At 60.9% G+C, this 23,534-nt stretch carries 21 protein-coding genes; 20 read left to right on the forward strand and 1 reads right to left on the reverse strand.

Annotation, left to right across the window (positions count from 1 at the left end):
• The first annotated feature begins 180 nt into the window (after window positions 1-180).
• A complete protein-coding gene (locus tag KTAU_RS06600) occupies window positions 181-3,627 on the forward strand; it encodes a beta-sandwich domain-containing protein (protein WP_151727572.1) in 3,447 nt (1,148 codons plus the stop codon).
• A gap of 83 nt (window positions 3,628-3,710) precedes the next feature.
• Here the strand turns inward: KTAU_RS06600 and KTAU_RS06605 are convergent, their stop codons facing one another.
• Window positions 3,711-4,187 (reverse strand): Clp protease N-terminal domain-containing protein, encoded by a 477-nt coding sequence (locus KTAU_RS06605; protein WP_151727573.1) that lies wholly within the window; start codon window positions 4,185-4,187, stop codon window positions 3,711-3,713.
• Window positions 4,188-4,542: 355 nt separating this feature from the next.
• Between KTAU_RS06605 and der the strand changes: the two genes are divergently transcribed.
• The 19 genes from der to KTAU_RS06700 all read left to right on the forward strand — a co-directional run bounded on the left by der (window position 4,543) and on the right by KTAU_RS06700 (window position 23,433).
• Window positions 4,543-5,970 carry a ribosome biogenesis GTPase Der gene (gene der, locus KTAU_RS06610; protein WP_151727574.1) on the forward strand — a complete coding sequence of 476 codons (1,428 nt, stop codon included), beginning with the start codon at window positions 4,543-4,545 and terminating at the stop codon, window positions 5,968-5,970.
• Between the two features lie 269 nt (window positions 5,971-6,239).
• A complete protein-coding gene (locus KTAU_RS06615) occupies window positions 6,240-6,803 on the forward strand; it encodes a type 1 glutamine amidotransferase domain-containing protein (RefSeq protein WP_151727575.1) in 564 nt (187 codons plus the stop codon).
• A 298-nt stretch (window positions 6,804-7,101) separates the two neighbouring features.
• Window positions 7,102-7,746 carry a TlpA family protein disulfide reductase gene (locus KTAU_RS06620; RefSeq protein ID WP_151727576.1) on the forward strand — a complete coding sequence of 215 codons (645 nt, stop codon included), beginning with the start codon at window positions 7,102-7,104 and terminating at the stop codon, window positions 7,744-7,746.
• 125 nt (window positions 7,747-7,871) lie between these two features.
• The gene (locus KTAU_RS06625; RefSeq protein ID WP_112430060.1) at window positions 7,872-8,351 is read left to right on the forward strand and encodes a CopD family protein; all 480 of its coding nucleotides are present in this window, start codon (window positions 7,872-7,874) and stop codon (window positions 8,349-8,351) included.
• Window positions 8,352-8,551: 200 nt separating this feature from the next.
• Window positions 8,552-9,016: a cytochrome c maturation protein CcmE gene (locus KTAU_RS06630; protein WP_170293103.1), complete on the forward strand. Its 465-nt coding sequence runs from the start codon at window positions 8,552-8,554 to the stop codon at window positions 9,014-9,016.
• A 129-nt stretch (window positions 9,017-9,145) separates the two neighbouring features.
• Window positions 9,146-11,329, forward strand: coding sequence for a heme lyase CcmF/NrfE family subunit (locus tag KTAU_RS06635; RefSeq protein WP_151727578.1), 2,184 nt, complete (start codon window positions 9,146-9,148; stop codon window positions 11,327-11,329).
• The gene (locus tag KTAU_RS06640; RefSeq protein WP_151727579.1) at window positions 11,326-11,895 is read left to right on the forward strand and encodes a cytochrome c-type biogenesis protein; all 570 of its coding nucleotides are present in this window, start codon (window positions 11,326-11,328) and stop codon (window positions 11,893-11,895) included. The genes KTAU_RS06635 and KTAU_RS06640 overlap by 4 nt, the downstream gene beginning before the upstream one ends.
• Window positions 11,895-12,290: a hypothetical protein gene (locus KTAU_RS06645; RefSeq protein WP_151727580.1), complete on the forward strand. Its 396-nt coding sequence runs from the start codon at window positions 11,895-11,897 to the stop codon at window positions 12,288-12,290. Before KTAU_RS06640 ends, KTAU_RS06645 begins: the two co-directional genes overlap by 1 nt.
• Window positions 12,265-13,677, forward strand: a complete 1,413-nt coding sequence (locus KTAU_RS06650) for a carboxypeptidase-like regulatory domain-containing protein (protein WP_151727581.1) — start codon at window positions 12,265-12,267, stop codon at window positions 13,675-13,677. The genes KTAU_RS06645 and KTAU_RS06650 overlap by 26 nt, the downstream gene beginning before the upstream one ends.
• A gap of 101 nt (window positions 13,678-13,778) precedes the next feature.
• Window positions 13,779-14,603 carry a heme ABC exporter ATP-binding protein CcmA gene (gene ccmA / locus KTAU_RS06655; protein ID WP_151727582.1) on the forward strand — a complete coding sequence of 275 codons (825 nt, stop codon included), beginning with the start codon at window positions 13,779-13,781 and terminating at the stop codon, window positions 14,601-14,603.
• On the forward strand, window positions 14,603-15,289 hold the full coding sequence (locus KTAU_RS06660; protein WP_151727583.1) for a heme exporter protein CcmB: 687 nt from the start codon (window positions 14,603-14,605) through the stop codon (window positions 15,287-15,289). Before ccmA ends, KTAU_RS06660 begins: the two co-directional genes overlap by 1 nt.
• 83 nt (window positions 15,290-15,372) lie before the next feature.
• A complete protein-coding gene (gene ccsA / locus KTAU_RS06665) occupies window positions 15,373-16,116 on the forward strand; it encodes a cytochrome c biogenesis protein CcsA (RefSeq protein ID WP_151727584.1) in 744 nt (247 codons plus the stop codon).
• A gap of 105 nt (window positions 16,117-16,221) precedes the next feature.
• The gene (locus KTAU_RS06670; protein ID WP_112430076.1) at window positions 16,222-16,368 is read left to right on the forward strand and encodes a CcmD family protein; all 147 of its coding nucleotides are present in this window, start codon (window positions 16,222-16,224) and stop codon (window positions 16,366-16,368) included.
• A 118-nt stretch (window positions 16,369-16,486) separates the two neighbouring features.
• Entirely contained in the window at window positions 16,487-16,981 is a 495-nt protein-coding gene (locus KTAU_RS06675) for a DUF3054 domain-containing protein (protein WP_151727585.1), read from the forward strand.
• A 606-nt stretch (window positions 16,982-17,587) separates the two neighbouring features.
• Window positions 17,588-19,066, forward strand: coding sequence for a hypothetical protein (locus KTAU_RS06680; RefSeq protein WP_151727586.1), 1,479 nt, complete (start codon window positions 17,588-17,590; stop codon window positions 19,064-19,066).
• Between the two features lie 112 nt (window positions 19,067-19,178).
• Window positions 19,179-19,586, forward strand: coding sequence for a hypothetical protein (locus KTAU_RS06685; protein WP_151727587.1), 408 nt, complete (start codon window positions 19,179-19,181; stop codon window positions 19,584-19,586).
• Between the two features lie 133 nt (window positions 19,587-19,719).
• The gene (locus KTAU_RS06690) at window positions 19,720-20,907 is read left to right on the forward strand and encodes a DUF2851 family protein (RefSeq protein ID WP_170293104.1); all 1,188 of its coding nucleotides are present in this window, start codon (window positions 19,720-19,722) and stop codon (window positions 20,905-20,907) included.
• Window positions 20,904-21,716, forward strand: a complete 813-nt coding sequence (locus tag KTAU_RS06695) for a pseudouridine synthase (RefSeq protein ID WP_151727589.1) — start codon at window positions 20,904-20,906, stop codon at window positions 21,714-21,716. Before KTAU_RS06690 ends, KTAU_RS06695 begins: the two co-directional genes overlap by 4 nt.
• A gap of 247 nt (window positions 21,717-21,963) precedes the next feature.
• A complete protein-coding gene (locus KTAU_RS06700; protein WP_151727590.1) occupies window positions 21,964-23,433 on the forward strand; it encodes an ATP-binding protein in 1,470 nt (489 codons plus the stop codon).
• Window positions 23,434-23,534 lie beyond the last annotated feature (101 nt).

The raw sequence follows: 23,534 nt of genomic DNA on the forward strand, positions 1-23,534 counted from the left end.
CTCCTCTCTTTTTCTTCATTCTACACTACAATTAGAGCAGCTTCATACTTCAGCAGACTTGCTCCTCTATTCTTGTTTTGAATCCTGTCGAATGCAGACTATCATTCAGAAAATACTACGCTTACAGCTGCACGGAAGCAGCAATATTCTGGTACAGTAGAAGAGGAGGAGGAGGATTTGATGAACCAGGCTCGCTTCTCTCGTCAGCAGCACCCACTGCTTGGGCTGCTGACACTGCTGGCACTTGCCACAACACTCTTGCCTGGTCCCTTCGTGGGCGCCTGGCTACATCCCCAGTGGTCCGGCGCCCATTTGGCGATCACCACTCGCCAGAGCCAGGCCAAAGCCCCACGCAGTAGCGGCCATACCGCCGTGTTGACCTACAAAAACGATAATTGGCGTAGCGGTCAGAATACAACGGAAACACTCTTGACCCCAGGTAATGTCAACGCCCAAACCTTCGGCAAGCGCGTGGCCTACCCCGTCGATGGCCAGATCTATACCCAGCCACTCTATGTGCCCAATCTCAACGTCAACGGCACACTCCACAATGTGGTCTTTGTGGCAACTGAGCACGATAGCATCTACGCTTTTGACGCCGACGCACAGGCCATCAATGGCGCTCCTCCTCCGCTCTGGCACGTCAACTATCTGCCCCCCGGGGAGACGACAGTTGCCTGGGAGGACGTGGCCTGCGGCGATACGGTGCCGGAGGTCGGGATTACCGGTACACCAGTCATCGATCTTGCCACCCGGACAATGTTCTTTGTGACCTTCTCGGAAAATAGCAGCGGGCAGTTCTTCGATCGGCTCCACGCCATTGACATCAGCACGGGCCGCGAGCGCCCCGGCAGTCCGGTGGTGGTCCGGGCCAGTGTCCCTGGCCAGGGGGCCGGCAGCCAGAACGGCAGCGTGAGCTTCGACCCCCGCTACGAGCGCCAGCGCGCCGCCCTGCTGCTGGCCAATGGCCAGATCTACATCGCCTGGGGATCGTTCTGCGATAATATGCCATACCACGGCTGGATCATCAGCTATGCCTACGATGGCAGCAGCTTCCGTCAAACCCATGCCTTCAACGTGACCCCCGATGGAGCCGGCGCTGGCGTCTGGCACGGCGGTGGCGGCCTGGCCGCCGATAGCGAGGGCAATATCTACTTCATCAGCGGTAACGGCGACTTTGAGCCTTCCGCTCCCCGTCCATCGCTCGGCGATAGCTTTGTCAAGCTAAGCCCCGATTTGCGCTTGCTGGACTACTTCGCCCCCTTCAACCAGGAGTGCCTGGGAGAGGCCGACGCCGACCTCGGCTCGGGCGGGCCACTGCTGCTCCCCTCCTACTCAGAGCTGATCGGCGGCGGCAAGGAGGGCCGCATCTATGTGCTGGATACCAATAAGCTGGGCCAGTTCACGACGGTCAGCCAACCTTGCACGGAGGCTAACCGGAGCCGCACCGATCTGGATCAGGTGCTGCAGGAAACACCCCCCAGCACCGTCGGCGGCTTGTATGGAACCCCCGCCTACTGGCGCAGCGCTAATGCAGAGTACGTCTACGTCTCCAGCGTCGGACACCCTACCCTGGCCTACCGCTTGCAGCGCAACAGTAAAGGGCAGGTCCTGCTTTCACCAACACCAAGCTCCCAGACCCCAGAGAGAAGCTTCCTCTTCTCCGGCGGCAATCCCTCGCTCTCTAGCAATGGGACGAGTAACGGGATCCTCTGGTTGATCGATCCAAGCGGCGCTTTGCGCGCCTACGATGCGACGAACCTGAGCCATGAGCTATATAGCAGCGCCCAGGACCCGGACTACGATACGCTCGATAGCTACGTGAAGTTCAGTACGCCAACCATCGCCGATGGCCGGGTCTTCGTGCCAACCAAGACAACGCTGACCATCTACGGGCTGCTTAATAAGAGCAGCGCCCCCCCACCTCCAGTGACCTACAATAACGTCGGCATCAGCGATGATTTTACCCAGAACGTGCAGGCAGCTAACTACGATGGCCTGGGCTATAGTTACTCTGCAACAGCTCTGGCCCAGGCCGGCATTACCCCAGGGGCAAGTGTCCTCTGTAACGGCCTGGCTTTCATCTGGCCAGATCTGCCCGCCGGGGTCAAGGATAATTACCAGGCCAATGGCCAGACGATTCCTCTGAGTAGTGGACCAGGCGTGACAGTGGTGGCCTTCCTCGGCTCGGCTACCCAGGGGTCGACCAGCGGCACCGCACGTATTAACTATAGCGATGGCTCGACGCAGTCGTTTACACTCGGCCTGACCGACTGGACTACTAGCCCACCTGCTTTTAACAATAAGCTGGTGGCGACGATGAGCTACCGCAATGGACCCGGTGGTCAGCAACCGGTGACAGTCTACCTGTTCTACACCGACGTGACGGTCGATCCAAGCAAAACGATTAAGAGTGTGACGTTGCCCCCAGAACCTGCCGGCCCCAGCCGCCTGCACATTTTCGCTATTGCCACCAAAGGACTCTACGGCAGTTACAACAACATTGGGGTGAGCGACGACCACCTGCCCGCCCAGGCCAATTTCGACAACGCTGGCCACAGCTATTCGCTGCAAGCCCTGCAGCAGGCGGGGATCAATCCCGGCGACAATGCTTTCTACCGTGGCGTGTCCGGTGTGGTCTTTCAATGGCCCAACGCCGCCGCCAGCCAGCTCAACAACTATATCGCCGCCGGCCAGACGCTGCCAGTGGCCCCTCAGAAGAATGCCAGTCTGCTGGCCTTCCTGGGAGCGGCCTCGGGCGGTCCCTCGTATGGCACCGCCTACGTCAACTACAGCGATGGCAGCCGCCAACCGTTTACCCTTGGCTTCAGCGACTGGACCCTCAATGAGGGCAAGGCACGCGAGCCATCGTTCGGGAATGGAATCTTTGTTACCCTGCCCTACCGCAATCAGCCAACGGGACAGGAGTTTGTCAAGACCTACATCTTCTATGCCGAGGTGGCCCTGCAGAGCGGCAAGACGGTCAAAAGCGTGACACTCCCAGCCACAGTCAACCAGGGCTTGCTGCACGTCTTTGCCGTGGCTACCAAGACGGCGGAGGATTCTCCCTACAATAATGCCGGCACAAGCGACGATAGCAACCCCCAAAGCGCTAACTTTGACGGCACAGGAGCCAGCTATTCCGCTCAGGCCCTGGCTGCGGTCGGGATCTTTCCCTGGCAGCCGTTCACCTACAATGGCGTGACCTTTAGCTGGCCAAACGTCGCTTCAGGGGCCAACAATAATTACCTGGCCAGCGGCCAGACGCTTCTTCTGAGTGGAACCGCTCATAAGACCGCGCTAGCCCTGCTGGGCGCCGCAGACCACAGCGATGCCTCGGGCGCCCACGGCCAGGTGCTGGTCCGCTACAGCGATGGCTCGGCTCAGCCGCTGCCGCTCTGCCTGAGTGACTGGACCCTCGGGGACGGCTCCTTTGCTCCCAGCTGCGGCAATAGCATCGCCATCGTGACCGCTTATTATAACCGCCCCAGCGGCCCGCAGCTCCAACGAGCCTACGTCTTCTACGCCGAGCTACCACTCGACCCGGAGAAGACAGTTAAGAGCATTACGCTGCCCACCACGGTCCTGGGCGGTCATTTACACGTCTTTGCCATCGCTCTCAAGTAGCCTTAACATAGCAAGGGAGCAGTCGGCAGACCTACAGCCCCGACTGCTCCCCCCTGGTTTGCAGATCTCACTAGCTGCGTCGCTCAAGGCTCAGAGGCATGCCCCTCCTGCCGCAGACGGTGAAGCTTCACCCGCGCCCTTTCCAGGTCGAGACCGGCTCGCTCAAGAACCTCACTGGCCAGGGTTCCACTCTGGCTCAAAAGAGCCAGGAGTAGATGCTCGCTGCCAATAAAGCCCTGCTGCTCCCGGCTGGCCTCACCGACTGCTAATTCAATAGCCTGCCTGGTTTCTGTGGTCAGACCCTGCCAGCTCGTCTCACCGCCAGGATGAGCCGCCAGCCAGTCTACAATGGCCCGCTCCGTGGCCCTATGAAGCAGAGACGGATCAACCTCCAGTCTCTCTAGCAGCTTTGAAACGGTTGTTGTTCCACCGGCGGTTATTCCCAGCAGCAAATGCTCTGGAGCAATATACGTTTGCTGATACCGCTCTGCGGACTGCTGCGCTTCTTTGAGGGCAAGCTTAGCGCTGTCGGTAAAGTAGTGAAAACGACTCTGGACCATGCTTCTCCTGCCTTTTCCGCCAAGTAGCAGAAGATCGTGCCACAGATGATCTCTCTCCTGCTCTCAGCCCGAATAAACTACTCACTGCTTTTGCATCGCTGGCTTAGCCTGCCCTGGCACTAAGAGCCGCACCCCGCTCTCCAGCTTTCGCCCTCCTTTTTCTCAGTTGGCTGCGCTAGGCCAGGTAGGGTACCAACCTTGGCATTATAGCATATCGCAATAAAGATTGCACTGTTGCCCAGAGGCGGGCAATAGGGACTCAAAGCCAGTCTGAGTTTGTGTTATAATCAAGTTCAGGCTGTTTTTTCTCTCACTTACTACTCTGCGGGATCGCAAGAAAGGGGTGGTAGGGGCTATGAAGCCACTTGTCGCCATTGTAGGCCGACCGAATGTCGGCAAATCCACGTTTTTCAATCGCATGATCGGTGAGCGGCGCGCTATTGTCGAGGATCTGCCTGGGACAACGCGCGACCGCCTTTACGGAGATACAGACTGGAATGGACGAACGTTTACACTGATCGATACCGGTGGCCTGGCCCTCGGCGAGGGGGCACCGCCAGGTCAGGTTGGTTTGAGCGGCCTGAGCGGCGACCTGATGGAGCATGTGCGCTCTCAGGTGCAGCTGGCCATCGAGGAGGCCGATGTTATTGTCTTTATGGTGGATGTGCGCACAGGCATCACTACCGCCGACGAGGAGGTGGCGGCTCTCCTACGTCGTACCAATAAGCCTGTGATCCTGGCCGCCAATAAGGCCGATAACGATAGCCAGCGCCAGTATGCCCCCGAGTTTTATGCCCTCGGCCTGGGCGAACCAATCGATATCTCAGCCCTGCATGGCCTGGGAACCGGCGACTTGCTGGACAAGATCGTCGAGTCTCTGCCACCGGAGACGCCCGAGGAGCATACCGAAGAGGACGAGACAGAGCAAGTGCGCATCGCCATCGTCGGGCGTCCGAATGTCGGCAAGTCGTCGCTGCTCAACCGCATCCTGGGCTACGAGCGCGCTATTGTGAGCGATGTGCCCGGAACGACGCGCGATATGATCGATACCGAGCTGCTCTTTGAGGATCGCAAGCTCGTGCTTATCGATACCGCCGGCATCCGGCGACGTGGACGCATCGTGCCAGGTATTGAGAAATACAGTGTGATACGCTCGATGCGCGCTATTGACCGCTGTGATGTGGCCCTCCTGCTGATCGACGCTGTTGAGGGATTGGCAGCTCAAGATACACATATCGCGGGTTATGTGCACGAGCAGGCCAAAGGCATCATCGTTGTGGTCAATAAGTGGGATATTGTTCAGGAGCAGCGCCGTGCTACCCGCCGGGGAGAGCCTATCAGCCTGGCGAGGGAAATCGCCGAGGCCGAAGAGTATCGGAAGATTCTGAGCACGGGCCTCAAGTTCATTCCTTATGCCCCGGTGGTCTTCGCCTCGGCCAAAACCGGCTATCACGTTCAGTCGCTGCTGCGTAAGGCCATCGAAATTGCCGACACGCGCTTCGTGCGCATTCCCACAGCGCGTCTGAACGAGGTTGTGCAGGAGGCCATCCGTCGCCATCACCCGGCCACGGTTCACGGGCACCAGCTCAAGATCTTCTATGCCACTCAGGTTCAGGTTAATCCGCCAACCTTCGTCTTCTTCGTGAACAACCCGGATTACCTTCATTTCAGCTACGAGCGCTATCTGGAAAACCGTCTACGCGAGGCTTTCGGCTTCGCCGGAACAGGGATTCGCTTAATCTTCCGCGCGCGGTCAAAGGTGGAGCTGCCGCGCCTGGGCTAGGCCAGCGGGCCTGCCCAGCCTGCTCCAAAGGTTGGGGATCGTTTTCGCTTTCGCTTGCCCTCTTGTCTGCTTTAACCACCCAGACCTGGGTGATCCCGACTTTATAGCACAAGCACGCCGACGGCCAGCATCAATGGCAGAGTCTCCTTGCATGGGGGGCCATGCGTGTACCTGTGGGTGGAGGGAGCAGCGTGCGCATAGCACATGTTTCCCTGACAATGGTTATGGTTGTCTTTGCCTGTTGACCTTTGCAAAGGAGGTTGCGATCGATGCAAGGGACGAATCTGCAAGGCATGCGTGTGGCTATTCTGGCAACGGATTACTTTGAGCAGGTTGAGCTGAGCGAGCCAAAGAAGGCCCTGGAGGAGGCGGGAGCGCGCACGGCCATTGTGGCCCCAAAGGCGGGTCAGATCCAGGGCGTCAACCACGTCGAGAAGGGTGACAGCTTTCCAGTCGACTTGACACTGCAGCAGGCCAATCCCGACGAGTTTGATGCCGTCCTTCTGCCAGGCGGGGCCTTGAACGCTGATGCCCTGCGTGTGCAGCGTGAGGCCCAGGAATTTGTACGGCGCATTGACACCGCCGGCAAGCCTATTGCCGTCATTTGTCATGGCCCCTGGCTGTTGGTCTCCGCAGGACTGGTACGCGGGCGTACCTTAACGAGCTACCACACGATCCAGGATGACATCCGCAACGCCGGAGGCAACTGGGTCGATCAGGAGGTCGTGCGCGATCGCAATTGGGTGAGTAGCCGTAGCCCTCGCGACCTTCCCGCCTTCAACCGGGCGATGATCGAGCTGTTCGCACAGAGCCGCGTGAGCGCCCGCGGCTAACTCGAACCACCCAACGACAATCGGGAATCTGACTCTGCGTCAAGCTACAAGGGAGGCGTCCGAAGAGCAAGAGCGCGCTCTGGCGGGCGCCTTTTTGGCTTGGTTATATGCTGATGTATGGTCACAAGCCAGCGAGCGCTACGGGAGCAGGCCATTCGCGTCCCCGGCCACTGTCATTTGACAGCAATTGATATTCAGGCTATTGTAAGGTATGGGTCAACGATTGCAAGCCCGCTATCAGGCAGCACCCTCATAATCTAGCCTGGCATCATCTTGACGCAGAACGAACAGGGCACCGATGAGCAGTGAAACGCTACCGGCTAACGATAGCCCCGCGACGGCCAGCGAGCTGGCCCTGGCACGGCGCAAACGGAAGCGCAGCATTGCAATTTTTGTGATTGTCAGCCTGCTGAATGTGGCGCTCCTGGCCGTGCTCTGGTCGCAGTTGCTGACTCCCGCCCCGGGGCAGAATGCAAGCAGCAGCTCGGCCTCAGCGGGCTTCAGTGGCCCAATGGTAGGAAAGAAGGCGCCGGATTTCCGCCTGCCTCTGCTGGCCGCGGGCACCGGATCTAATAGCTCGGTCGCTCTCTCCGATTTTAAGGGACAGGCGATTGTCCTCAACGTCTGGCAATCCTCCTGTGAGCCGTGCCAGCATGAGGCTCCAGTCCTCCAGGCAACCTGGCAGCGCGTCCAGGGACAGGGCATCGTCTTTCTGGGCCTCGATTTTCAGGATAATCGCAACGATGCGCTGAGCTTCTTGCAGGCGCATGGGATTACGTATACGAATGTGAGCGATAGTAGTGGCGCGACGGCCATCAGCTACGGCGTGGCCAATCTGCCAACGACGATCTTTATCGATCGCGCAGGCACGATCGTGGGCTGGCACGAGGGAGAGCTGACGGTGCAGCTACTGGAGCAGGGCCTGCAACTGCTGAACCACTGAGATAAGGGGACAGCAGGCCCCTGTTGGTGAGAAAGACGTTTGGAAGCTAGGAGAGGAAGATACCTTACCCAGGCAGGCAAGGAAGAAAACGAGAAGTCGACCTACGAGGATAAAAGGGGCTGGCTATGGACTGGCTGCCGGCGCTGCTGCCGCAGGGGCTGCTGTTGATTATGCGAGTGATCCATACGCTGGCTGCTGCTACCTGGGTCGGTGGCAGTGCCATGTATTTGCTGGTGGTTCAGCCGGCCTTGCGCCTGGCTCCCGCGCCTGAGCTGGCCGCCAAAATCGCAGCGCGCTTTAGACGCCTGGTCAATGGCTGCGTCGGCCTGCTCCTGGTGAGCGGAGCCTTCTTAACGGTGGACCGCCTGACGGAGACGAGCCTCGGCTGGCCTTATCTGCTGACGTTGAGTGTGAAAATCGCGCTGGCGCTGGCTTTGTTCGCTTTGGCTTTTTATCTGGGACAAAGTGCGATCCGCCGGTTGGCTCGTCGCTCATCTCGCTTTGCTCAGGTTGCCCCTCGCTTGATGCTGGCCCTGGGTGTGGTAGTCTTCGCCCTCGGCGCCCTGCTCAATATCCTGTTCGAGGCTAGCCTCACCAATCGTTAGCCGATTCAGGTGGCGCGTTTCTGGCTGACTGCCCACGTCGCTCTGCTGACGGTGGTCATGGTCAGGGTGTCATGCTTCGACAGCCAGAGGGGCGGGCGACGCGAGCAAGAGCGAGCGCATGGAAGTAAGCATGAGAGAGAAGCGCGGGCTTGTGCGCCTGTAACTCAGGCTCGCCTTCTAGTTGTATGGAGGTTCCCTTCGTGCAGTCGGCTGTGGTTTCTACTCAGACTGAGAAGGACACCGTCCAGGCTCCAGTGCGCCGGCGCCGGCGCTTGCCGGCTGGTCTGCTGGTCGCTGGCCTGGCAATTGCCGCTGCTGTCGTCTATTTGATCGTGGCGAATACGCGCTCCAGCGCTGTCTACTATATGACGATCGCCGAGTTGAAGCACTGTACGACCTGCAGTAGTCAGGCAGTACGGGTGATGGGTGTGGTACAGCCTGGCTCGATCGAGCGCCACGATCAGACGCTGAGCTTTGTGATTACGGATAATCGGCAGTCGTTGCCAGTGGTGTACAGCGGCGTCGTTCCTGATATTTTCCAGGCGGGTATCCAGGTGGTGGTCGAGGGCTACTATCATGGTCAGGGCACTTTCGAGGCTCAGACGCTGCTGGCCAAGTGCCCTTCGAAGTTCCAGGCCGCGACACCAACGCCTAGCAGCAGTTGAGGCTGGGCCTGGTAATGGCTCTGCTATGTTTCTGTCTTTGACTGATCTCTGCCTTCTCTGCCCGCCACAGCGGCAGCCCGCTTGAGAGACTGCCCAACTGTGGGAGTGTTTTCGAGGGAGAAGAGAGCTGTGTACGTTTCTGATCTGGGCGCGAGCGCTATTCTGTTGGCGCTGCTTTTCGCGATCTACACACCGGTGGCGGCGGTGGCCGGAGCTTTGCGGCAGAGTGAGGCGCTGGTGGCGAGCGCCCGACGGGCGACATTGGCGGTGGCGGCTTTCCTGCTGCTGGCTTCGGGGGCCTTGGTGGCCTCGTTTCTGTTGCACGATTTTGGCGTCAGCTATGTGGCGCAGCACTCCAGCCTGAGCATGCCCTGGTACTACGTGACAGCGGCTTTCTACGGCGGTCAGGAGGGTTCGCTGCTCTACTGGGCATTGACGCTGGCATTGTTCTCAGCCATCTTCGTGATGACCTCGCGCCGCGCACCCGCGGCCCTGGTTCCCTATGTCCTGGCGACACTGATGGCCATCGAGGCCTTTTTCCTGGTGGTACTGGCGACAGTCTCCAGTCCTTTTGTACGCCTTGCCCATCCTCCCGCCGACGGTGTGGGGCTGAATCCACTGCTGATGGACCCCGGCATGCTGCTGCATCCTCCGCTGCTGCTGATGGGTTATATGAGCTTCTCGCTGCCCTTTGCCTTTGCAGTGGCAGCGATGATTACAGGCCGGCTCGATAGTGAATGGCTGCGGGCGCTCCGACGTTGGATGCTGGCAGCCTGGACGATCCAGAGCGCCGGGCTGCTCATGGGCGCCTGGTGGGCCTACCATGTCCTCGGCTGGGGCGGCTACTGGGGCTGGGACCCGGTGGAGAATGCGGCGCTCTTGCCCTGGCTGACGGCGACGGCTTTCCTGCACTCAACAATGGTACAGGAGCGCCGCGGCATGCTGAAGGTCTGGAATCTGGCGCTGGTCATCGCTTCTTTCGCCCTGTCTATCTTCGGCACCTTCGAGGTGCGCAGTGGTGTCATTAGCTCGGTCCATTCTTTCGCCTACTCGACCATCGGCTCCTATTTCCTGGCCTTCCTGGCGCTGGTGATCGTCTTCAGCCTGGGCCTTTTCCTGTTCCGCCTGCCCCGCCTGCGCGCGGAGCAGGAGTTCGATTCGGTGGTCTCGCGCGAGGGCATCTTTCTGGTGAATAATTTGCTGCTGGTCGGGATCGCCTTCGCCACGCTCTGGGGGACGCTCTTCCCGCTGATTTCAGCCGCTGTGCGTCATGAGGAGATGAGCGTCGGAGCGCCTTTCTATAATCAGGTGACTGGCCCTCTCTTCTTGCTACTCCTGCTGGCAATGGGAATTGGCCCGCTCCTGGCCTGGCGCCGTACGTCATTCCAGGCATTGCGCCGCAATTTGGGTCTCCCCGCCTTGCTGGCGGCTCTCTGCGCCGCCATTCTGCCTCTGCTCGGGGTCCCGTCGTTGTGGGCAAATGTGGCTTTTGCAGTCTGTAGCTTCACCGGCAGCGCGATCCTGTATGAGTTATGGCGCGGGGTACGGGTACGCCACCGCCACGGCGAGTCGTACGTGCGCGCGCTGTTGATGCTCTTTGCACGCTATCGCCGCCGCTACGGAGGCTACCTGGTTCATCTCGGCCTGCTGATTCTGGCCGTCGGCGTCATTGGTTCCCACTTTTTCCAGCAACAGAGCGACGCGACCTTGAAGCCTGGCCAGCAGGTGAGCATCGCCGGCTATCAGCTCGTCTATCTGGGCAACATCGAGGACTTCTATCCCGAGAAAGATGTGGTGGTAGCTCAGTTCCAGATCTGGCAACATGGTCAGCTCCTCCGCTATATCTACCCCGGGCGCCAGATCTACCATAATTTCAGCGACCAGCCGGCCAGTATGATCTCGATTACAACCTACGGGCTGACGGATCTTTACGTCTTCCTCGAAGACTGGCAGGGGGCTGCCCAGGCAACGATCCATATTTATGTGAATCCGTTGACGGTCCTGGTTTGGTTCGGCGGACTGGTCTTGATACTGGGCGGCGTGGTCTGCTGGTGGCCGGAGCCACCCGCGCCCTTGCGCTCAGGCCGTCTGGCGCGCTCGCTCACCATCGCCGTCGCCGAGGCGACCACGGCCTCTGACAGGCCACCTGTTCAGGCCTCGCAGGCCCTTACAGACCCCGTCACCGGGGAAGCCAGTGCGCAGGAGAAAGCTGTCGTCGCCTCAGCCCAGGCCGTTGAGCGCGCCGCAACGTCACCCACGCCTGGCCCTTCGGACTCTCGTTCAAGGGAGCCTGGAGAGGAGGTGAGCCAATGAGACGACTGCTGATCCGAGCGCTGGTCCCAGCAGTAGGGCTGCTGCTCGTTGTGAGCATCGCGCTCGTTTGGTGGTTTGTTTACCTCTCCCATCCAAAGACAACGACTCTGGATCAGCGGGTAGCCGAGGTGGCTTCTCAGCTGCGCTGCCCCATCTGCCAGGGCGAGTCAGTCCAGGATTCGCCTTCAGAGCTGGCGCAGCAGATGCGCGCGGTCATTCGCCAACAGCTCCAAGAGGGCCACTCGGAGCAGGAAGTGATCCAGTACTTTGTGGATCGCTACGGGGAGACGATCCTCTGGAATCCGCCTCGCCAGGGCTTCAGTCTCCTTGTCTGGCTGATCCCGCCGGCCATGCTTCTGGGTGGCGCCGTGCTCATCTTCTTTGTCGTGCGGGAGTGGCGTCAACGCCGGGCGGCTGATTCTCTCACCGCTTCGGCTGCCGCGGAGATACAGCCCTCGGAGGCCGAGCCGGATGAGGAGCTGGAACGCTATCGCGCTGAGTTGGAGGCCGAGCTGGCCGCCGATGATCCGCTCTTCCAACCGTCGCATGCGCAGAGGGGGTACTGATGATCTTCCCTGGTTCGCCGCTGGCTCTGCTGCTAGCTGTCCCGCTCGGGCTGCTGGCCCTGGCCCTGGTGCTCTACCCGCTGGTAAGACCGGCAGGCCGCCAAGCAGGCGTCTCCGCTGAAGCAGGGAGAGAGTTGGCCGGGGCTGCCCCACTGCCGCTGGCTCCGTCTGAAGAGGAGACAGCAGCGCGTGCTGCCCTCCATGAGGTGGAGCTGGAATATCAACTTGGCAATTTGACGGAAAGTGATTACCGCTCCTTGCGGGAGCGCTATCTGCGGCGCGCGCTGCTCGCTATCAAGGAGCGCCATACACGCGAAAAGGAACTCGATGCCCTGATTGAAGAGCGATTGCGCCTGTTGAGGGAGGAAGATGTCGGAAGAAGCAACGGTGTCTAGTGGTGGGCCTGCCGTTGGTCGCCTTATTTTGACTTTGACGATATTTCTGTTATCGCTCCTTGCGCTGCTCTGGCTCCTGATATCAGTAGCTCCAACGCAGGCAGCGAGCGGCGCCGGCACGGGCACGATCCGCGGTCATCTGGTCAATGGAACCCATAACAATGCGCCGGTAGCGGGACAAAGTGTGACGCTGCAGATGGCGCAGGACGGCTCGGCCCGCGATCTGACTACGCTCAAGACTGATAGCCAGGGGGCTTTTCTCTTCACCGGCCTGGCCACTGCCAGCACGGTCAAGTATGCGGTCTATACCCGCTACCAGGGGGCTCAGTACGTCTCTGACCTGGTCGACCTCAGTAAACAGGCGGTACAGCAGATCGAGCTAACAGTCTACGATGCTACCAGCAGTAGCGCGGATCTGGCTGTGGTCCAGGCTACGATTCTGATTCATGAGCCGGATGCCAGCAAGGGGACGTTCACGGTTTCGGAGATCTACTTTTTCCAGAACGTGGGGAAGACGACCTATGTGGGGTCGCTGAACGCCAGCCAGGGACGCCCTAATGCTCTGCTCTTCTCGCTGCCCCAGGGAGCACGCAACGTGGCCCTGGACCAGGGTTTTAACAGCGTCGAGGCCATTCAGGTCGCAGGTGGCTTCGCCAGCGATGCGGCGGTGCCTCCAGGCGAGACACAATTTTCTTTCTCATTCGAGGTGCCCTATCAGAGCACCAGCTATGATTTTGCCTATACGTTCTTCTATCCAACGGTTCAGCTCTCGGTCTTGACGCCACCTGCCCTGCAGGCCAGCTCGGGAGCCTTGTCCTCCAAGGGGTTGATGACAGCGAATAGCCACCCCTACCTGCTGTTGCAGAACCAGAATTTCCGCAGCGGCGACCAGGTTCATGTCAGGCTGCAGGGTCTGCCACTGGGCAGCAGTCAGAGCCAACACCAGGGGTTGTTCCTGGTTCCAACCTGGGTCTGGCTGGTCGGGGGCGTGCTGGTGATGCTGGCGATCATTGTGCTATCCTCGCTGCTCTATCATCTCTTCCAGCGCTGGCGCGAGAGCAAGCCTCGGGGGCGCCAGCATGCCCAGAAGCGCCCTGCTCATACGCAGGCTGAGCCAGAGGCAATACACACCCGTGGCAAGGCCGACGCCGGGAGCAGCGAGCAGGATCGCCTCTTGCACCAGTTGCTGGAGCTGGATAAGGCTTTCGAGGAGGGACGGCTCAAGAAGACGGAGTATACCGAGGAACGCGCCAGGATTAAGGAGCGTCTGCGCGTTCTGCTGAGTCTTGAGCAGGAAAAAGAGCACCGCCGTGGAGCGAAGGAGCGCCAGACCGCGGGGAGTTCGCGCTCGCCTTCCAATGCCAAACGTCGGTCAGGGAAAAGCTGAAGCGCGGCCACCACGCGAGACCAGACACTGGCGCTGACTGGCCAGGCTGCTGCAGAGAGCAGGCGCTAGAGGCTTACGATTAAGAAGAGAAGCGGAGTGGGATGACATACATAGGTAGCGATGAGCGAGCAAGCAAGCGACGGCCTGATCCGACCTGTACAGAGGGGTCTTCGCTGGCTCAAGCAGCCAGAAGGCAGGAGACGTCTCCCCGGCCAGAGGCGGAGCGGCCTTTTGTGGAGATCCAGGGGCTGAGGAAGAGTTTCGCCTTTCGCCCCGTGCTCCGCGGGATCGATCTGAGCCTGCGGGCCGGCGAGCGGCTTGCTTTGCTAGGCGCCAACGGAGCTGGCAAAACGACGCTCCTGCGTATCCTGGCCTGTCTGACGCGTCCTACAGCAGGTCAAGCCCTGGTGGCGGGCCTGGACTGTGTGCACGAGGCCCAGGAGGTACGGCGGCTGGTGGGCTTCGTGGCGCATCAACCCTATCTTTATGAGGAGCTGACAGCGCTGGAAAACCTGCTCTTCTTCGCGCGCATGTATGGGGTAGCAAGAGGACGCGAGCGCGCACTCTTGCTGCTAGAGCGGGTCGGTCTGGCGCGGCGTGCCCGTGACCGCGTTGGCTCGCTCTCGCGCGGCCAGCTGCAACGCCTGGCCCTGGCTCGCGCTTTGCTGCATGGGCCGCGCCTGCTCCTGCTGGATGAGGCTGAAACAGGGCTGGATGAAGCTGGCACGGCCCTCCTGTCTACGTTGCTGGCCGAGCATATGGCTGAAGGCGGAACGCTGATTCTGACAACCCATCGGCCCGAGTTTGCTCTGCAGCAGGCAGATCGCCTGGTGATGCTCAAAGGTGGGCGGATCGTCTATCACGAGGCCGTGGCGGGCCTGGAGCTGGCACAGGTGCGCCGGGCCTATCAGGAGGTGGTTGGCTGATGAGTACGTTGAGCACTCTGCGTCTTTTTTGCAGCCAGGTGCTGGCGATTCTTGGCAAAGATATCCGCTACGAGTTGCGCAGCAAGCAAACCTGGCTGGGCATGGGCCTCTTCGCCCTGCTGGTCTTTGTGATCTTTAATTTCGCCTTTGATCTGCGCGTTGAGAATCGGGCGGCTGTGGCTCCCGGTGCCCTCTGGGTGGCCTTCGTCTTCGCAAGCCTGCTCGGCCTGGGACGCACTATTGCCGCTGAGCGCGAGGGTGGCTCTCTGGATCGCTTGCTGCTCTGTCCAGTAGATCGCCGCGCTATCTACCTGGCGAAGTTGCTCGGCAACCTGCTCTTCATCGGCATCGTTGAACTGGTTGCCCTGCCAATCTTCGCCGCTCTCTTCTCGGTTCCTCTCTTCAGTGGCGAGCTGTTCCCGATCGTCCTGCTCGGCACCCTCGGCGTGGCCATCATCGGCACTCTCTTTTCGGCAATGACTGCCGCCACGCGCGCGCGCGAGTTGCTGCTGCCGCTGTTAGTCTTTCCGCTGATTGTGCCAGTCGTGATCGCTGCAGTGCGGGCCACAGGGGCGCTGATGATCACGGCTCCTGACGAGCCTCCCTGGCTGGGACTGCTGGCCGCCTTCGACGTGATCTTTTTAAGCCTGGCACTCCTGACCTTCTCCTATGTGATTGAGGAGTAAACGAAGCGTGAGTAAGCTGTTGTTGTCGTTGTTGCTGACGAGGGATGGCGGGCCGGCAGCCCGCCAGGAGGAAAACGGCACGTATGGCTGTGATCAATAAGACAGGCGCGCCCCTTCAGGAGGCCGCGGCACCGGTGAGAAGGCCCTCCTTGCCCCTTGCCTCGCTGCTGCTAGGTGCTCTGGCATTTGCGGGCATGATGATCTCTATCTGGGCGATCTTTCTCTATGCCCCCACAGATGCTATCGAGGGCCTCTCACAGCGTATTTTCTACTTTCATGTGCCGGTGGCCTGGCTGGCCATGCTCTCATTCGTGATTGTGGCCCTGGGAGGGGCTATCTATCTGTGGCGTGAAGACGAGCGCTGGGACTGGCTGGCACTGGCTGCAGCAGAGGCCGGCGCAATCTTTACGACGCTGACGCTGGTGACTGGCTCACTCTGGGGCCGCGCGACCTGGGGCACCTGGTGGACCTGGGACGCTCGCCTGACGACGAGCCTGATTCTCTGGTTCCTCTATATCGCTTATCTGATGCTGCGCAGCTACCTTGGCAAAACGTCCACGAGTGCGCGCGCCGGCGCGGTGCTGGCAATCCTGGGCGTGATCGATGTCCCTATCATCTATGAATCGGTAAACTGGTGGCGTACCCTTCACCCAGCCGCGGAGATCGGTACCCCTGGTGCCCTCCCCCCCGCGGTCGTGCTGGTCCTGATGCTCTCCCTGATCAGCTTCACGCTCTTTTACTGCGTGCTGCTGATCCAACTCTATCAGCTGGTGCGTCTCCAACATCTGACGTCGCGGCTGCGCGCCCGTCTGCAGGTAGTCGATTGATAATAACCAGAGGAAGGTGCAAAGCGTCGATGATGTCGGCCCACGCTGCGGCCCGCTGCCTGTCCGGCACGGAGCCAGCGTCGAGGAAGAGGAGGTACTGACAACATGGTGTATATGGTCATCGCCTACGCCCTGGTATGGGCCGGGCTGTTCGCCTATCTGGCCTTCATCGCGCTGCGCATTCGCGCGGTGCGCACCGAGCTGGCAGCGGTTGAGGAGCTGGTGCGTGAGCACGAAGCGCGACAGGAGTAGCCGCCACGCTATCAGACGTGGAGAGAGGCATGACCTGCCTGAGTTAAGGGGCCAGGTCCCTCTTGCCTTTCCTTTGTGATATGATCTTTGGCATAGATTGTTCAGGAGAAACAGAATAATGGCAGCAATGGAGAGAAACCTCGAAGAGCCTGGTCAGCAGCCGCCGGCGTCGTCCCCTGCCCCCCTGAAGACGACGCCTGGCTACGTGGCCAACCTGGTAGTTGGGGATGTACTCGTCTTTCTACTGTTTGCTTTCGTCGGCTTGACGAGCCATCATGAGTTGAACGGCGGGGTCCTTCTTGCTCAAATCGTGACGGTGGCTCTGCCTTTCATGCTGGGCTGGTTCCTGGTCGCCCCCTGGCTGGGAGTCTATCGTCGCAAGTTGGAGACGAGCACGCGCCTCATGACGTTCTATACGCTGCGCGCCTGGATCATCTCCTGGCCGGTGGCAATGGGAATGCGCTGGCTCTTCGTCGAGCGCCAGCATCCTGTCCCCCTCGATGCTTTCCTGACATTCTCGCTGGTGGTCTTCTTCACTGTCCTGGTGCTCCTGATGGTCTGGCGCTGGCCATTCGCCTGGTATCGGAGCGGACGGACCCGTGGTCTTCACTAGCCGCCAGCAGGGGCAGAGCTGACTGGACAGTGGAAGGAAGCCTGTGCTCGTCAAGAGATCCCACAACACACTCGCTTCTTCCTCTCTGCCCTGCCTGGCAAGGGCGTCTGTCTGTCTTGTCTGTCTCTGGCTCTCCCCCAGATTTACCAGCCCACTGGCTTCCAGCAGGCGTCTATTGCAATCTCGGAGACGATGCGCTATCCTCTCCGAAAGGAGGGTGGGGCACACACTCGTACTCATTGACGATTCGTTCGTTCATCACCGCAAGTAGACCCTGGCCCGACTTAGACTGTGGCCGGACACGATCCGGCCAGTGAAGCGACCCCCTTCCCTTCACCAGCCGCCGCAGTCGCGCCGTGAGCGCAGCAAACTGAGGTAGGCAGATGGCAACGAGGCAGGTAGCTTGATTGATCGCGTGGTCTGGTGGATCAAGAGCTGGATAGCTGGATGAGTTGACCCCGGAAAGAGCGGCGGGTTGTCCGACCGACCTCAGTGCAGCCAGGCAAGGCTGAGGGCACAGGGGCGTTCGCTCATTCGCCTGTTTTTATCCAGCGGCAGTCATCAACCAGTCTCAGAGAAGAGAAGACAAGAGGAGAGAAGAGCGCCATGACGCAGGTGCCATCTGACCATGAGGCAGAGCCACAAGAGGCTCTAGTCGACCTGACAAAGAAGCTGCGCAAGCGCGAGCGCCGCCTGCTTCAACGCCTGCAGAAAGCCCAGACCGCCCGGGCGAAAGCGGTCGAGCGCTTGAATCGGGCGCAGGCTCGCCTGGAGAAGCGGACAGCCCGCCTACAACGTCTTGAAGAACGGCTCTCGCTGGTTCGTCAGCAACTACAGACCCTGAAGGCGCTGACTGAGGGAGCACCAGCTTCAGCGCCCCAGCCCCAGTTCGAAACCACCAGCGGACTGCCAGGGACGGCGCTCTCCGCAGGAGAGGATGATGAGGATCGAGAGCAAACGGCGGTTCCCTCGGGAGGTGCCTCTCCGATACCTCCTTCGGCGGAGAGGGAAGCGGCTGCCCCCGGAATCTCAGCTGAGATCGGCGAGACCGCTAGTGGCAATCCGGCGCTTAAGGAGCTGCAGGCTTTGACACACCTGCTCCTGGAGGAAGGGCGGCGCGAGGAGCAGCTGCGGGCCAGCTGGGGGCGGTCTGGCCTGTCTTCTCCCTCGCCAGCAGCTACGGCGGAAGGGATCACCGAGAGCAGCGCCGACCAGACTCCAGCTGCGTTTGCACCAGCAAGCACTGCCTGGCACGCGCCTGACCAGGATCAGGAGGCAGCTTCTGGAGAGCAACGACCACCTGAACCAGATTGGGTGAGTCAGTTGGCGGCTGACGAGAATAGCGCTGTCTCGATGCAGGAGGAGTCGCTGAGCAAGCCTCTTGCCCATGCGGCTGAGGAAGATGCCTCTTCGGCACCTGCCGCGCCGCAGCAGACCAGCCAGCAAGCTTCCCCAGCGCCACCCCCGTCTGAGCGTCTGCGCCAGGCAGCCCTCTATGGCTTCGATGAGCCTCCTGAGCTACCCGAGACCGAGAGCGACGATGAAGAGGCTGATTTCTCTCCCGTGACGCCGGCAGTGCTTGCCTCGTCATTGCTACCAGCTTCGCCCGCCGAATTGGTGCGCGAGGCGCGGGCCGCTGCAGAGGCCGCAGAGGAGGCTGCCAGGCTGGCAATCGAGCGCGCAACTCTGGCGGTGGCTCGCCTTGAACTGCTGCCGTCAGGCCGTCATCTCGCGCAGGAGCTGACAGAGGTTGAGCAAGCGGTAGCTCAGGCAAACCACGCCGCCAAGGTGGCCCAGACAACGGCGCGCGAGGTCGAGCAGTGGGCCCAGGCCATTGCCCCGGCAGTGGATGACCTTGACGCACCAGCCCCTGCCCAGAACACGGTAGTTAGCCAATCAGTCGAGCCTGAGAAGCAAGAGGAGCAAAACCATTTCGATAGCCAAATAGAAGCGACTCTTTGTGCAGGGGAAGCAGCATCGGCAGAAACGTCAGCGGCGGTGCAGCCCGGTTCGGAGATGACTGCACTCAGCCAGGAGATGGAACCGGCAGAGGCCATCTCGCTTTCCGAGGCAGAGCAAAGCTGACCTTGAGCCAGCATCGTCTCAAGAGGAAGAGCAGCTAGAGCCAGCGGAGACAGTCTCGGTAGCGCAAGCAGCCCTGCCTGTGACTCTGCCCCAGGAGCAGGCTGCAGCCGCTATGGAAGCCGGGGAGGCAACACTGAGCACCCAGGAAAGTGAGGAGCCAGCGAGCGCTGAAGAGGGAGCCTCTGCCGAAGCCGAGACAGTAACTTCTTCAGCGGCAGCTGCTCCCAGCGAGATAGCCACTGCCATTCCAGAGCCTTCGTCGGTCCCCGTCGAGGCGGAAGAGAGCACAGCGGAAGAGGCCGCCCAGACGAACGCTCCACCAGAGAGCGAGGCTCACGAGGACCATGAGGAGGCTGCGGAGCCAGTGACCACGACCCACCACGAAAAGGGAGAGCAAGAGGAGAGCCTCGTTCCTGAGACCCCACTGCCGGCTGCCGGACAGGAGGAGGCCCAGCTCGAAACGCTTAGCGCTGAGCTGGCCCAGACAACCATCGAGGCGGAGCAGAGTGAGAGCAGCTGAGGTCACTGGCAAGGTGACGACGCTGCCCGCGCAAGCTACCCAAGCTACCTCCAGAGGAGAAGAGAACAAGTAGAGGAGAGGCAGGATTGTGATTGTGATGCACAAGGGTGAGAGGCAGCGAAGCAAGGAGTTCATGGGACCGGAGAGAGGGAGAAGCGGCGCGCCAGTGGTGGCCGAGAGCCAGGCCCCAGATCCAGGTAGCAACTTGAGCGAGGATGAGGTGGCGCGTCGCTGGTGGGCACTCCAGCCCGGGGCTTTGCTCCCGTTGAGTCAGGGCGGTTCGCTGCTCTTGCTCTTTCCGGGGCGACCCGGTGGCCGCTGTGGGCCGGATGTTCGCGACGCTGTCCTCCACAATGGAGAGGAGGAGCTGGTCGGCGATGTCGAGCTGCACGTGCGCTCCAGCGATTGGCAGACGCATGGTCACCATCGCGACACACGCTACAATGAGGTCATTCTCCATGTCGTGCTGATCTGCGATCAAACCATGCCCCCACGGCGTCAGGACGGCAGCCCCGTCCCCGTCTGCTCTCTCTACGACGCAGTGATCACTCCGGCTGATCTACGACTGTTCCCACTGGCCGCCGATGGCTCTCCAGTGCGCTGGCCCTGTCAGCGTCTCTGGCCCGAGATGACAGCAGAGGGTCGTGCACGTCTCCTGACCCTGGCCGGCACTCTGCGCTTTGAAGAGAAAGCCGCCAGCTTTGTAGCCGCCCTGCGTCAGGCCGAAGGCCGAGATCCCTTCTCTGCCTACGATGTCTGCCTGATCACAGCGCTGGCCGAGGGCCTGGGCTATGGGCGTAATCGTCGCTTTTTCCGCGCCTGTGGTCAGCGTCTGCTTGGTTTCACGACGGCGCTGCCCGAGCCAGAAGGACGAGCGTCGAAACCGCCTCCACTGGATGCGGCGCGCCTCCAGACCCTGGGTCTGCTGGTAGCCCGCTGGTCTACGACGGGTGCCTGGGCGAGGCTGCAGCCCGCCCTGAGCATCGAGAAGCCCCAACAGGCAATCGCCGAGCTGCGGGCCGCCCTGGCCCCTCTCAGCAGTGCGCGTAGTGATATTCTCATTTGTAACGTTGTCTTGCCTCTTGCCTACGCTGTCGCCCTCATCGAGGGGAGCGAGCTTCTTGCTCACCAGGCCCGGCAGCTCTATCACTCGTATCCAGCCCTGCCCTCCAATCAGGTTACACGAGCCATGTCTCGGCAGCTTCTGCTCCCCGTCGAGCCGCGGCTCGCCTGTCAGCAACAGGGCCTACACCACATCTATCAAGAAACCTGCCGCGCCAAACGTTGCGGCATCTGCATGGCAGGAAAGAAGTCACTATGAGCGCATCGACAGGCACAGAGCGCCTCGCTCGCTTTCTGGCCCATGCCGGAGTCGCCTCGCGTCGCCACGCTGAAGCCCTCATCCGCAGCGGGCGAGTACAGGTCAATGGAGAGACCGTGACCACGCCGGCGACACGCATCGATCCCGAGCGAGACAGGATTACCGTCGACGGTCGGCCCATCCAGGCGCCGAAGCACCATCTCTATCTCATGCTTCATAAGCCAGCGGGCTACGTCAGCACCGTGAGTGACCCCCAGGGACGGCCCACAGTGCTCGACCTGCTGCCCAAGCAGCTGCGCCACCTGCGCCTTTATCCCGTGGGGCGGCTCGACCTGGAGACCACCGGCTTGCTGCTGCTGACCAACGATGGCGAGTTTGCGCTGCAGATGACGCATCCACGCTTTTCTCCAGAGAAACGCTATCGCGTACTCGTGCGGGGCCATCCCTCCCCCAACACTCTGGAACAGCTCCGCCAGGGAGTGATGATCAAGGAAGACGATGGCCACCTCTACCGCACCGCTCCCGTTGGCGTACGGCAGCTACGCCGAACCGCGACCGGCACCTGGTTAGAGCTATGCCTGCACGAGGGACGAAAACGGCAGATACGACGCATGTTGGCCAGCGTCGGCCATCCCGTCCTGGAGCTGCAACGGGTCGCGATTGGCCCCCTGACCCTGGGTGACTTAGCGCCCGGCGCCTGGCGCCCGCTGACTGAGGCCGAAATCGCAGCTCTTCGCTCTCCGAGGAGCCAGACAGCTTCTCCCAGCACAGCACCACCCTCGGCCAAGCCCAAAAAAGGCCGCACCTAGTCATCCGCCCTGGCCTCTGATCGCTTCCCAGGAGAGCGGAGGCCAACAGCGAATCTTCTCCCCCTGATGGCTACCCACTGCTCGTCATAGAAGCTTCCTCTTATTACATAGGAAGACATGGCTTGTATCTCCTGGGTATGGTAAGAGCAAGAGCATCGCAAACCAGAACAGAGGCCATGCCGTCGTACCAACCTCACCAGCGAGCGTGCCTGCTCTTCACCACAGCCCTGATCGAGAGAGACCTCCCATGCTCAGAGCGGAGCGGCTTCTAGAGATCATCGAGCGCCTCCAACGCCTGCCCGAGGGAGAGGGACGACGTTTGCTTCTCGACTTTCTGCGCCAGGGTAGCGCTGCCCGGCGCAGCCTGCTCTTCCTCAGTGAAGAAGACACCCAGCATCTGCGCCTGCTGGCGAGCAGTGGTCGCCCGCCTTCGCGCCCTCCTGCTCACAGTCACAGCCAGCGTCAGGCTGGTACCATCGATCTCATCCCACTGAGCGGCATCTTCGGCAGCGTCATGCGCACACAGGCCCCGCGCTTCATCTCCTCTATCCAGCAAGAGCCGCAGGCCCTGCCCAGCGAGCGCTACTGGAGCGGCTCCGTCGGGAGCCTGCTCCTCTGTCCTCTTGGGCAGACTGGCCAGCCTGCCAGCGGTCTCCTGGTCCTCTGCTTCAGTCGCCGCCAGGGCAGCCAATTAGCCACTCAAAGTGATCCTGCGACCCTACTCAAGAGCAACCTCTTCCAGCTCTGCCTGTCGCTGCTCGCCCACTACCTCCCCTCCGTTTCGTCGCCAACAGTGGCAGTCGCTTATGAGCAGGCGACCGAGAGCCGTCCCCATAGAAGGCGCAGCAGCTCCGCAGCGGTAGCCGCTGCGCCCAACCCCTTACCACCGTCAGAAGCGGCTATCGAAGAAGAACGAGCGCGCCTTGCCCACACTCTCCACGACGGTCTGGCTCAGGAATTAGCGCATATCCTTCACCAGCTAGAGGCCGCAAGCCGCCAGCTGGTGAGCCAGCCAGAGGAAGCCAGACACGCCCTGACTGAAGCCCAGCAGCAACTGCGCCAGAGCCTGGAGCGCCTACGCGAAACCATCGCGACCCTTGCTCCCGCGCCGCTCGGTGAGGTCAGCTTTGAGCTGGCCCTGCACTCGCTGCTGGAAGACTTCCAGCGAGCCGAGCCGTCCATCATCCTGGAAGAAAGGATAGAGCAGCCGCTTGCCATCCCTCACCATCTCGAACCAACGATCTTCCACCTCGTGCAAGAGGCACTCAATAACGTACGCAAGCATGCGCAGGCCAGCCATGTCAGTATCAGGATGCAGCATCAGGATGGCACACTCGTTGTGAGGATCGAAGATAACGGGAAGGGCTTTACGCCAGAGCAACGCGAGAGTGGCCTACAGCACCAGCTGGGGCTCTACTTGATGCGCGAGCGCGTCCAGCGGGCCGGTGGCAGCCTGACGATCCAGAGCGCCCCCCGGCAGGGCACACGCCTTGAAGCTCGCTTTCCCCAGGGGAGCGCCGACTCGCCACTCACACTGCGCGAGCGCCAGATACTGCAGCTGCTCAGCACTGGAGCCAGCAACCAGGCCATCGCTCAGCAGCTTGCGCTCAGCGTTGAGACCGTCAAAGCAGAGATTGAGGCCATCAAGCGCAAGCTCAAAGCCCGCAATCGGACTCAGGCGATAGTCAGCGCCCTGCGTCTCCATTGGTTGGAGTAGACGGAGTCTTCTCGCCCCGGGGAAAAGTTACCAGGGAGATGGCAGAGGAGGAGCAACCACAGCGAGCAATTGACTCGCATTCACCGATAATCACCGACAAT

The sequence above is a fragment of the Thermogemmatispora aurantia genome, from assembly GCF_008974285.1.
Lineage (GTDB): Bacteria > Chloroflexota > Ktedonobacteria > Ktedonobacterales > Ktedonobacteraceae > Thermogemmatispora > Thermogemmatispora aurantia.

What these genes read in the sequence shown, in the direction of transcription:
- KTAU_RS06670 (WP_112430076.1), top strand. Translation starts at nt 16,222, where the DNA reads ATGGTGTATATGGTCATCGCCTACGCCCTGGTATGGGCCGGGCTGTTC.
- KTAU_RS06645 (WP_151727580.1), top strand. Translation starts at nt 11,895, where the DNA reads ATGATCTTCCCTGGTTCGCCGCTGGCTCTGCTGCTAGCTGTCCCGCTC.
- KTAU_RS06615 (WP_151727575.1), top strand. Translation starts at nt 6,240, where the DNA reads ATGCAAGGGACGAATCTGCAAGGCATGCGTGTGGCTATTCTGGCAACG.
- der (WP_151727574.1), top strand. Translation starts at nt 4,543, where the DNA reads ATGAAGCCACTTGTCGCCATTGTAGGCCGACCGAATGTCGGCAAATCC.
- KTAU_RS06600 (WP_151727572.1), top strand. Translation starts at nt 181, where the DNA reads ATGAACCAGGCTCGCTTCTCTCGTCAGCAGCACCCACTGCTTGGGCTG.
- KTAU_RS06685 (WP_151727587.1), top strand. Translation starts at nt 19,179, where the DNA reads ATGGAAGCCGGGGAGGCAACACTGAGCACCCAGGAAAGTGAGGAGCCA.
- KTAU_RS06625 (WP_112430060.1), top strand. Translation starts at nt 7,872, where the DNA reads ATGGACTGGCTGCCGGCGCTGCTGCCGCAGGGGCTGCTGTTGATTATG.
- KTAU_RS06690 (WP_170293104.1), top strand. Translation starts at nt 19,720, where the DNA reads ATGGGACCGGAGAGAGGGAGAAGCGGCGCGCCAGTGGTGGCCGAGAGC.
- KTAU_RS06650 (WP_151727581.1), top strand. Translation starts at nt 12,265, where the DNA reads ATGTCGGAAGAAGCAACGGTGTCTAGTGGTGGGCCTGCCGTTGGTCGC.
- KTAU_RS06640 (WP_151727579.1), top strand. Translation starts at nt 11,326, where the DNA reads ATGAGACGACTGCTGATCCGAGCGCTGGTCCCAGCAGTAGGGCTGCTG.
- ccsA (WP_151727584.1), top strand. Translation starts at nt 15,373, where the DNA reads ATGGCTGTGATCAATAAGACAGGCGCGCCCCTTCAGGAGGCCGCGGCA.
- KTAU_RS06695 (WP_151727589.1), top strand. Translation starts at nt 20,904, where the DNA reads ATGAGCGCATCGACAGGCACAGAGCGCCTCGCTCGCTTTCTGGCCCAT.
- KTAU_RS06700 (WP_151727590.1), top strand. Translation starts at nt 21,964, where the DNA reads ATGCTCAGAGCGGAGCGGCTTCTAGAGATCATCGAGCGCCTCCAACGC.
- KTAU_RS06620 (WP_151727576.1), top strand. Translation starts at nt 7,102, where the DNA reads ATGAGCAGTGAAACGCTACCGGCTAACGATAGCCCCGCGACGGCCAGC.
- KTAU_RS06660 (WP_151727583.1), top strand. Translation starts at nt 14,603, where the DNA reads ATGAGTACGTTGAGCACTCTGCGTCTTTTTTGCAGCCAGGTGCTGGCG.
- ccmA (WP_151727582.1), top strand. Translation starts at nt 13,779, where the DNA reads ATGACATACATAGGTAGCGATGAGCGAGCAAGCAAGCGACGGCCTGAT.
- KTAU_RS06680 (WP_151727586.1), top strand. Translation starts at nt 17,588, where the DNA reads ATGACGCAGGTGCCATCTGACCATGAGGCAGAGCCACAAGAGGCTCTA.
- KTAU_RS06605 (WP_151727573.1), bottom strand. Translation starts at nt 4,187, where the DNA reads ATGGTCCAGAGTCGTTTTCACTACTTTACCGACAGCGCTAAGCTTGCC.
- KTAU_RS06675 (WP_151727585.1), top strand. Translation starts at nt 16,487, where the DNA reads ATGGCAGCAATGGAGAGAAACCTCGAAGAGCCTGGTCAGCAGCCGCCG.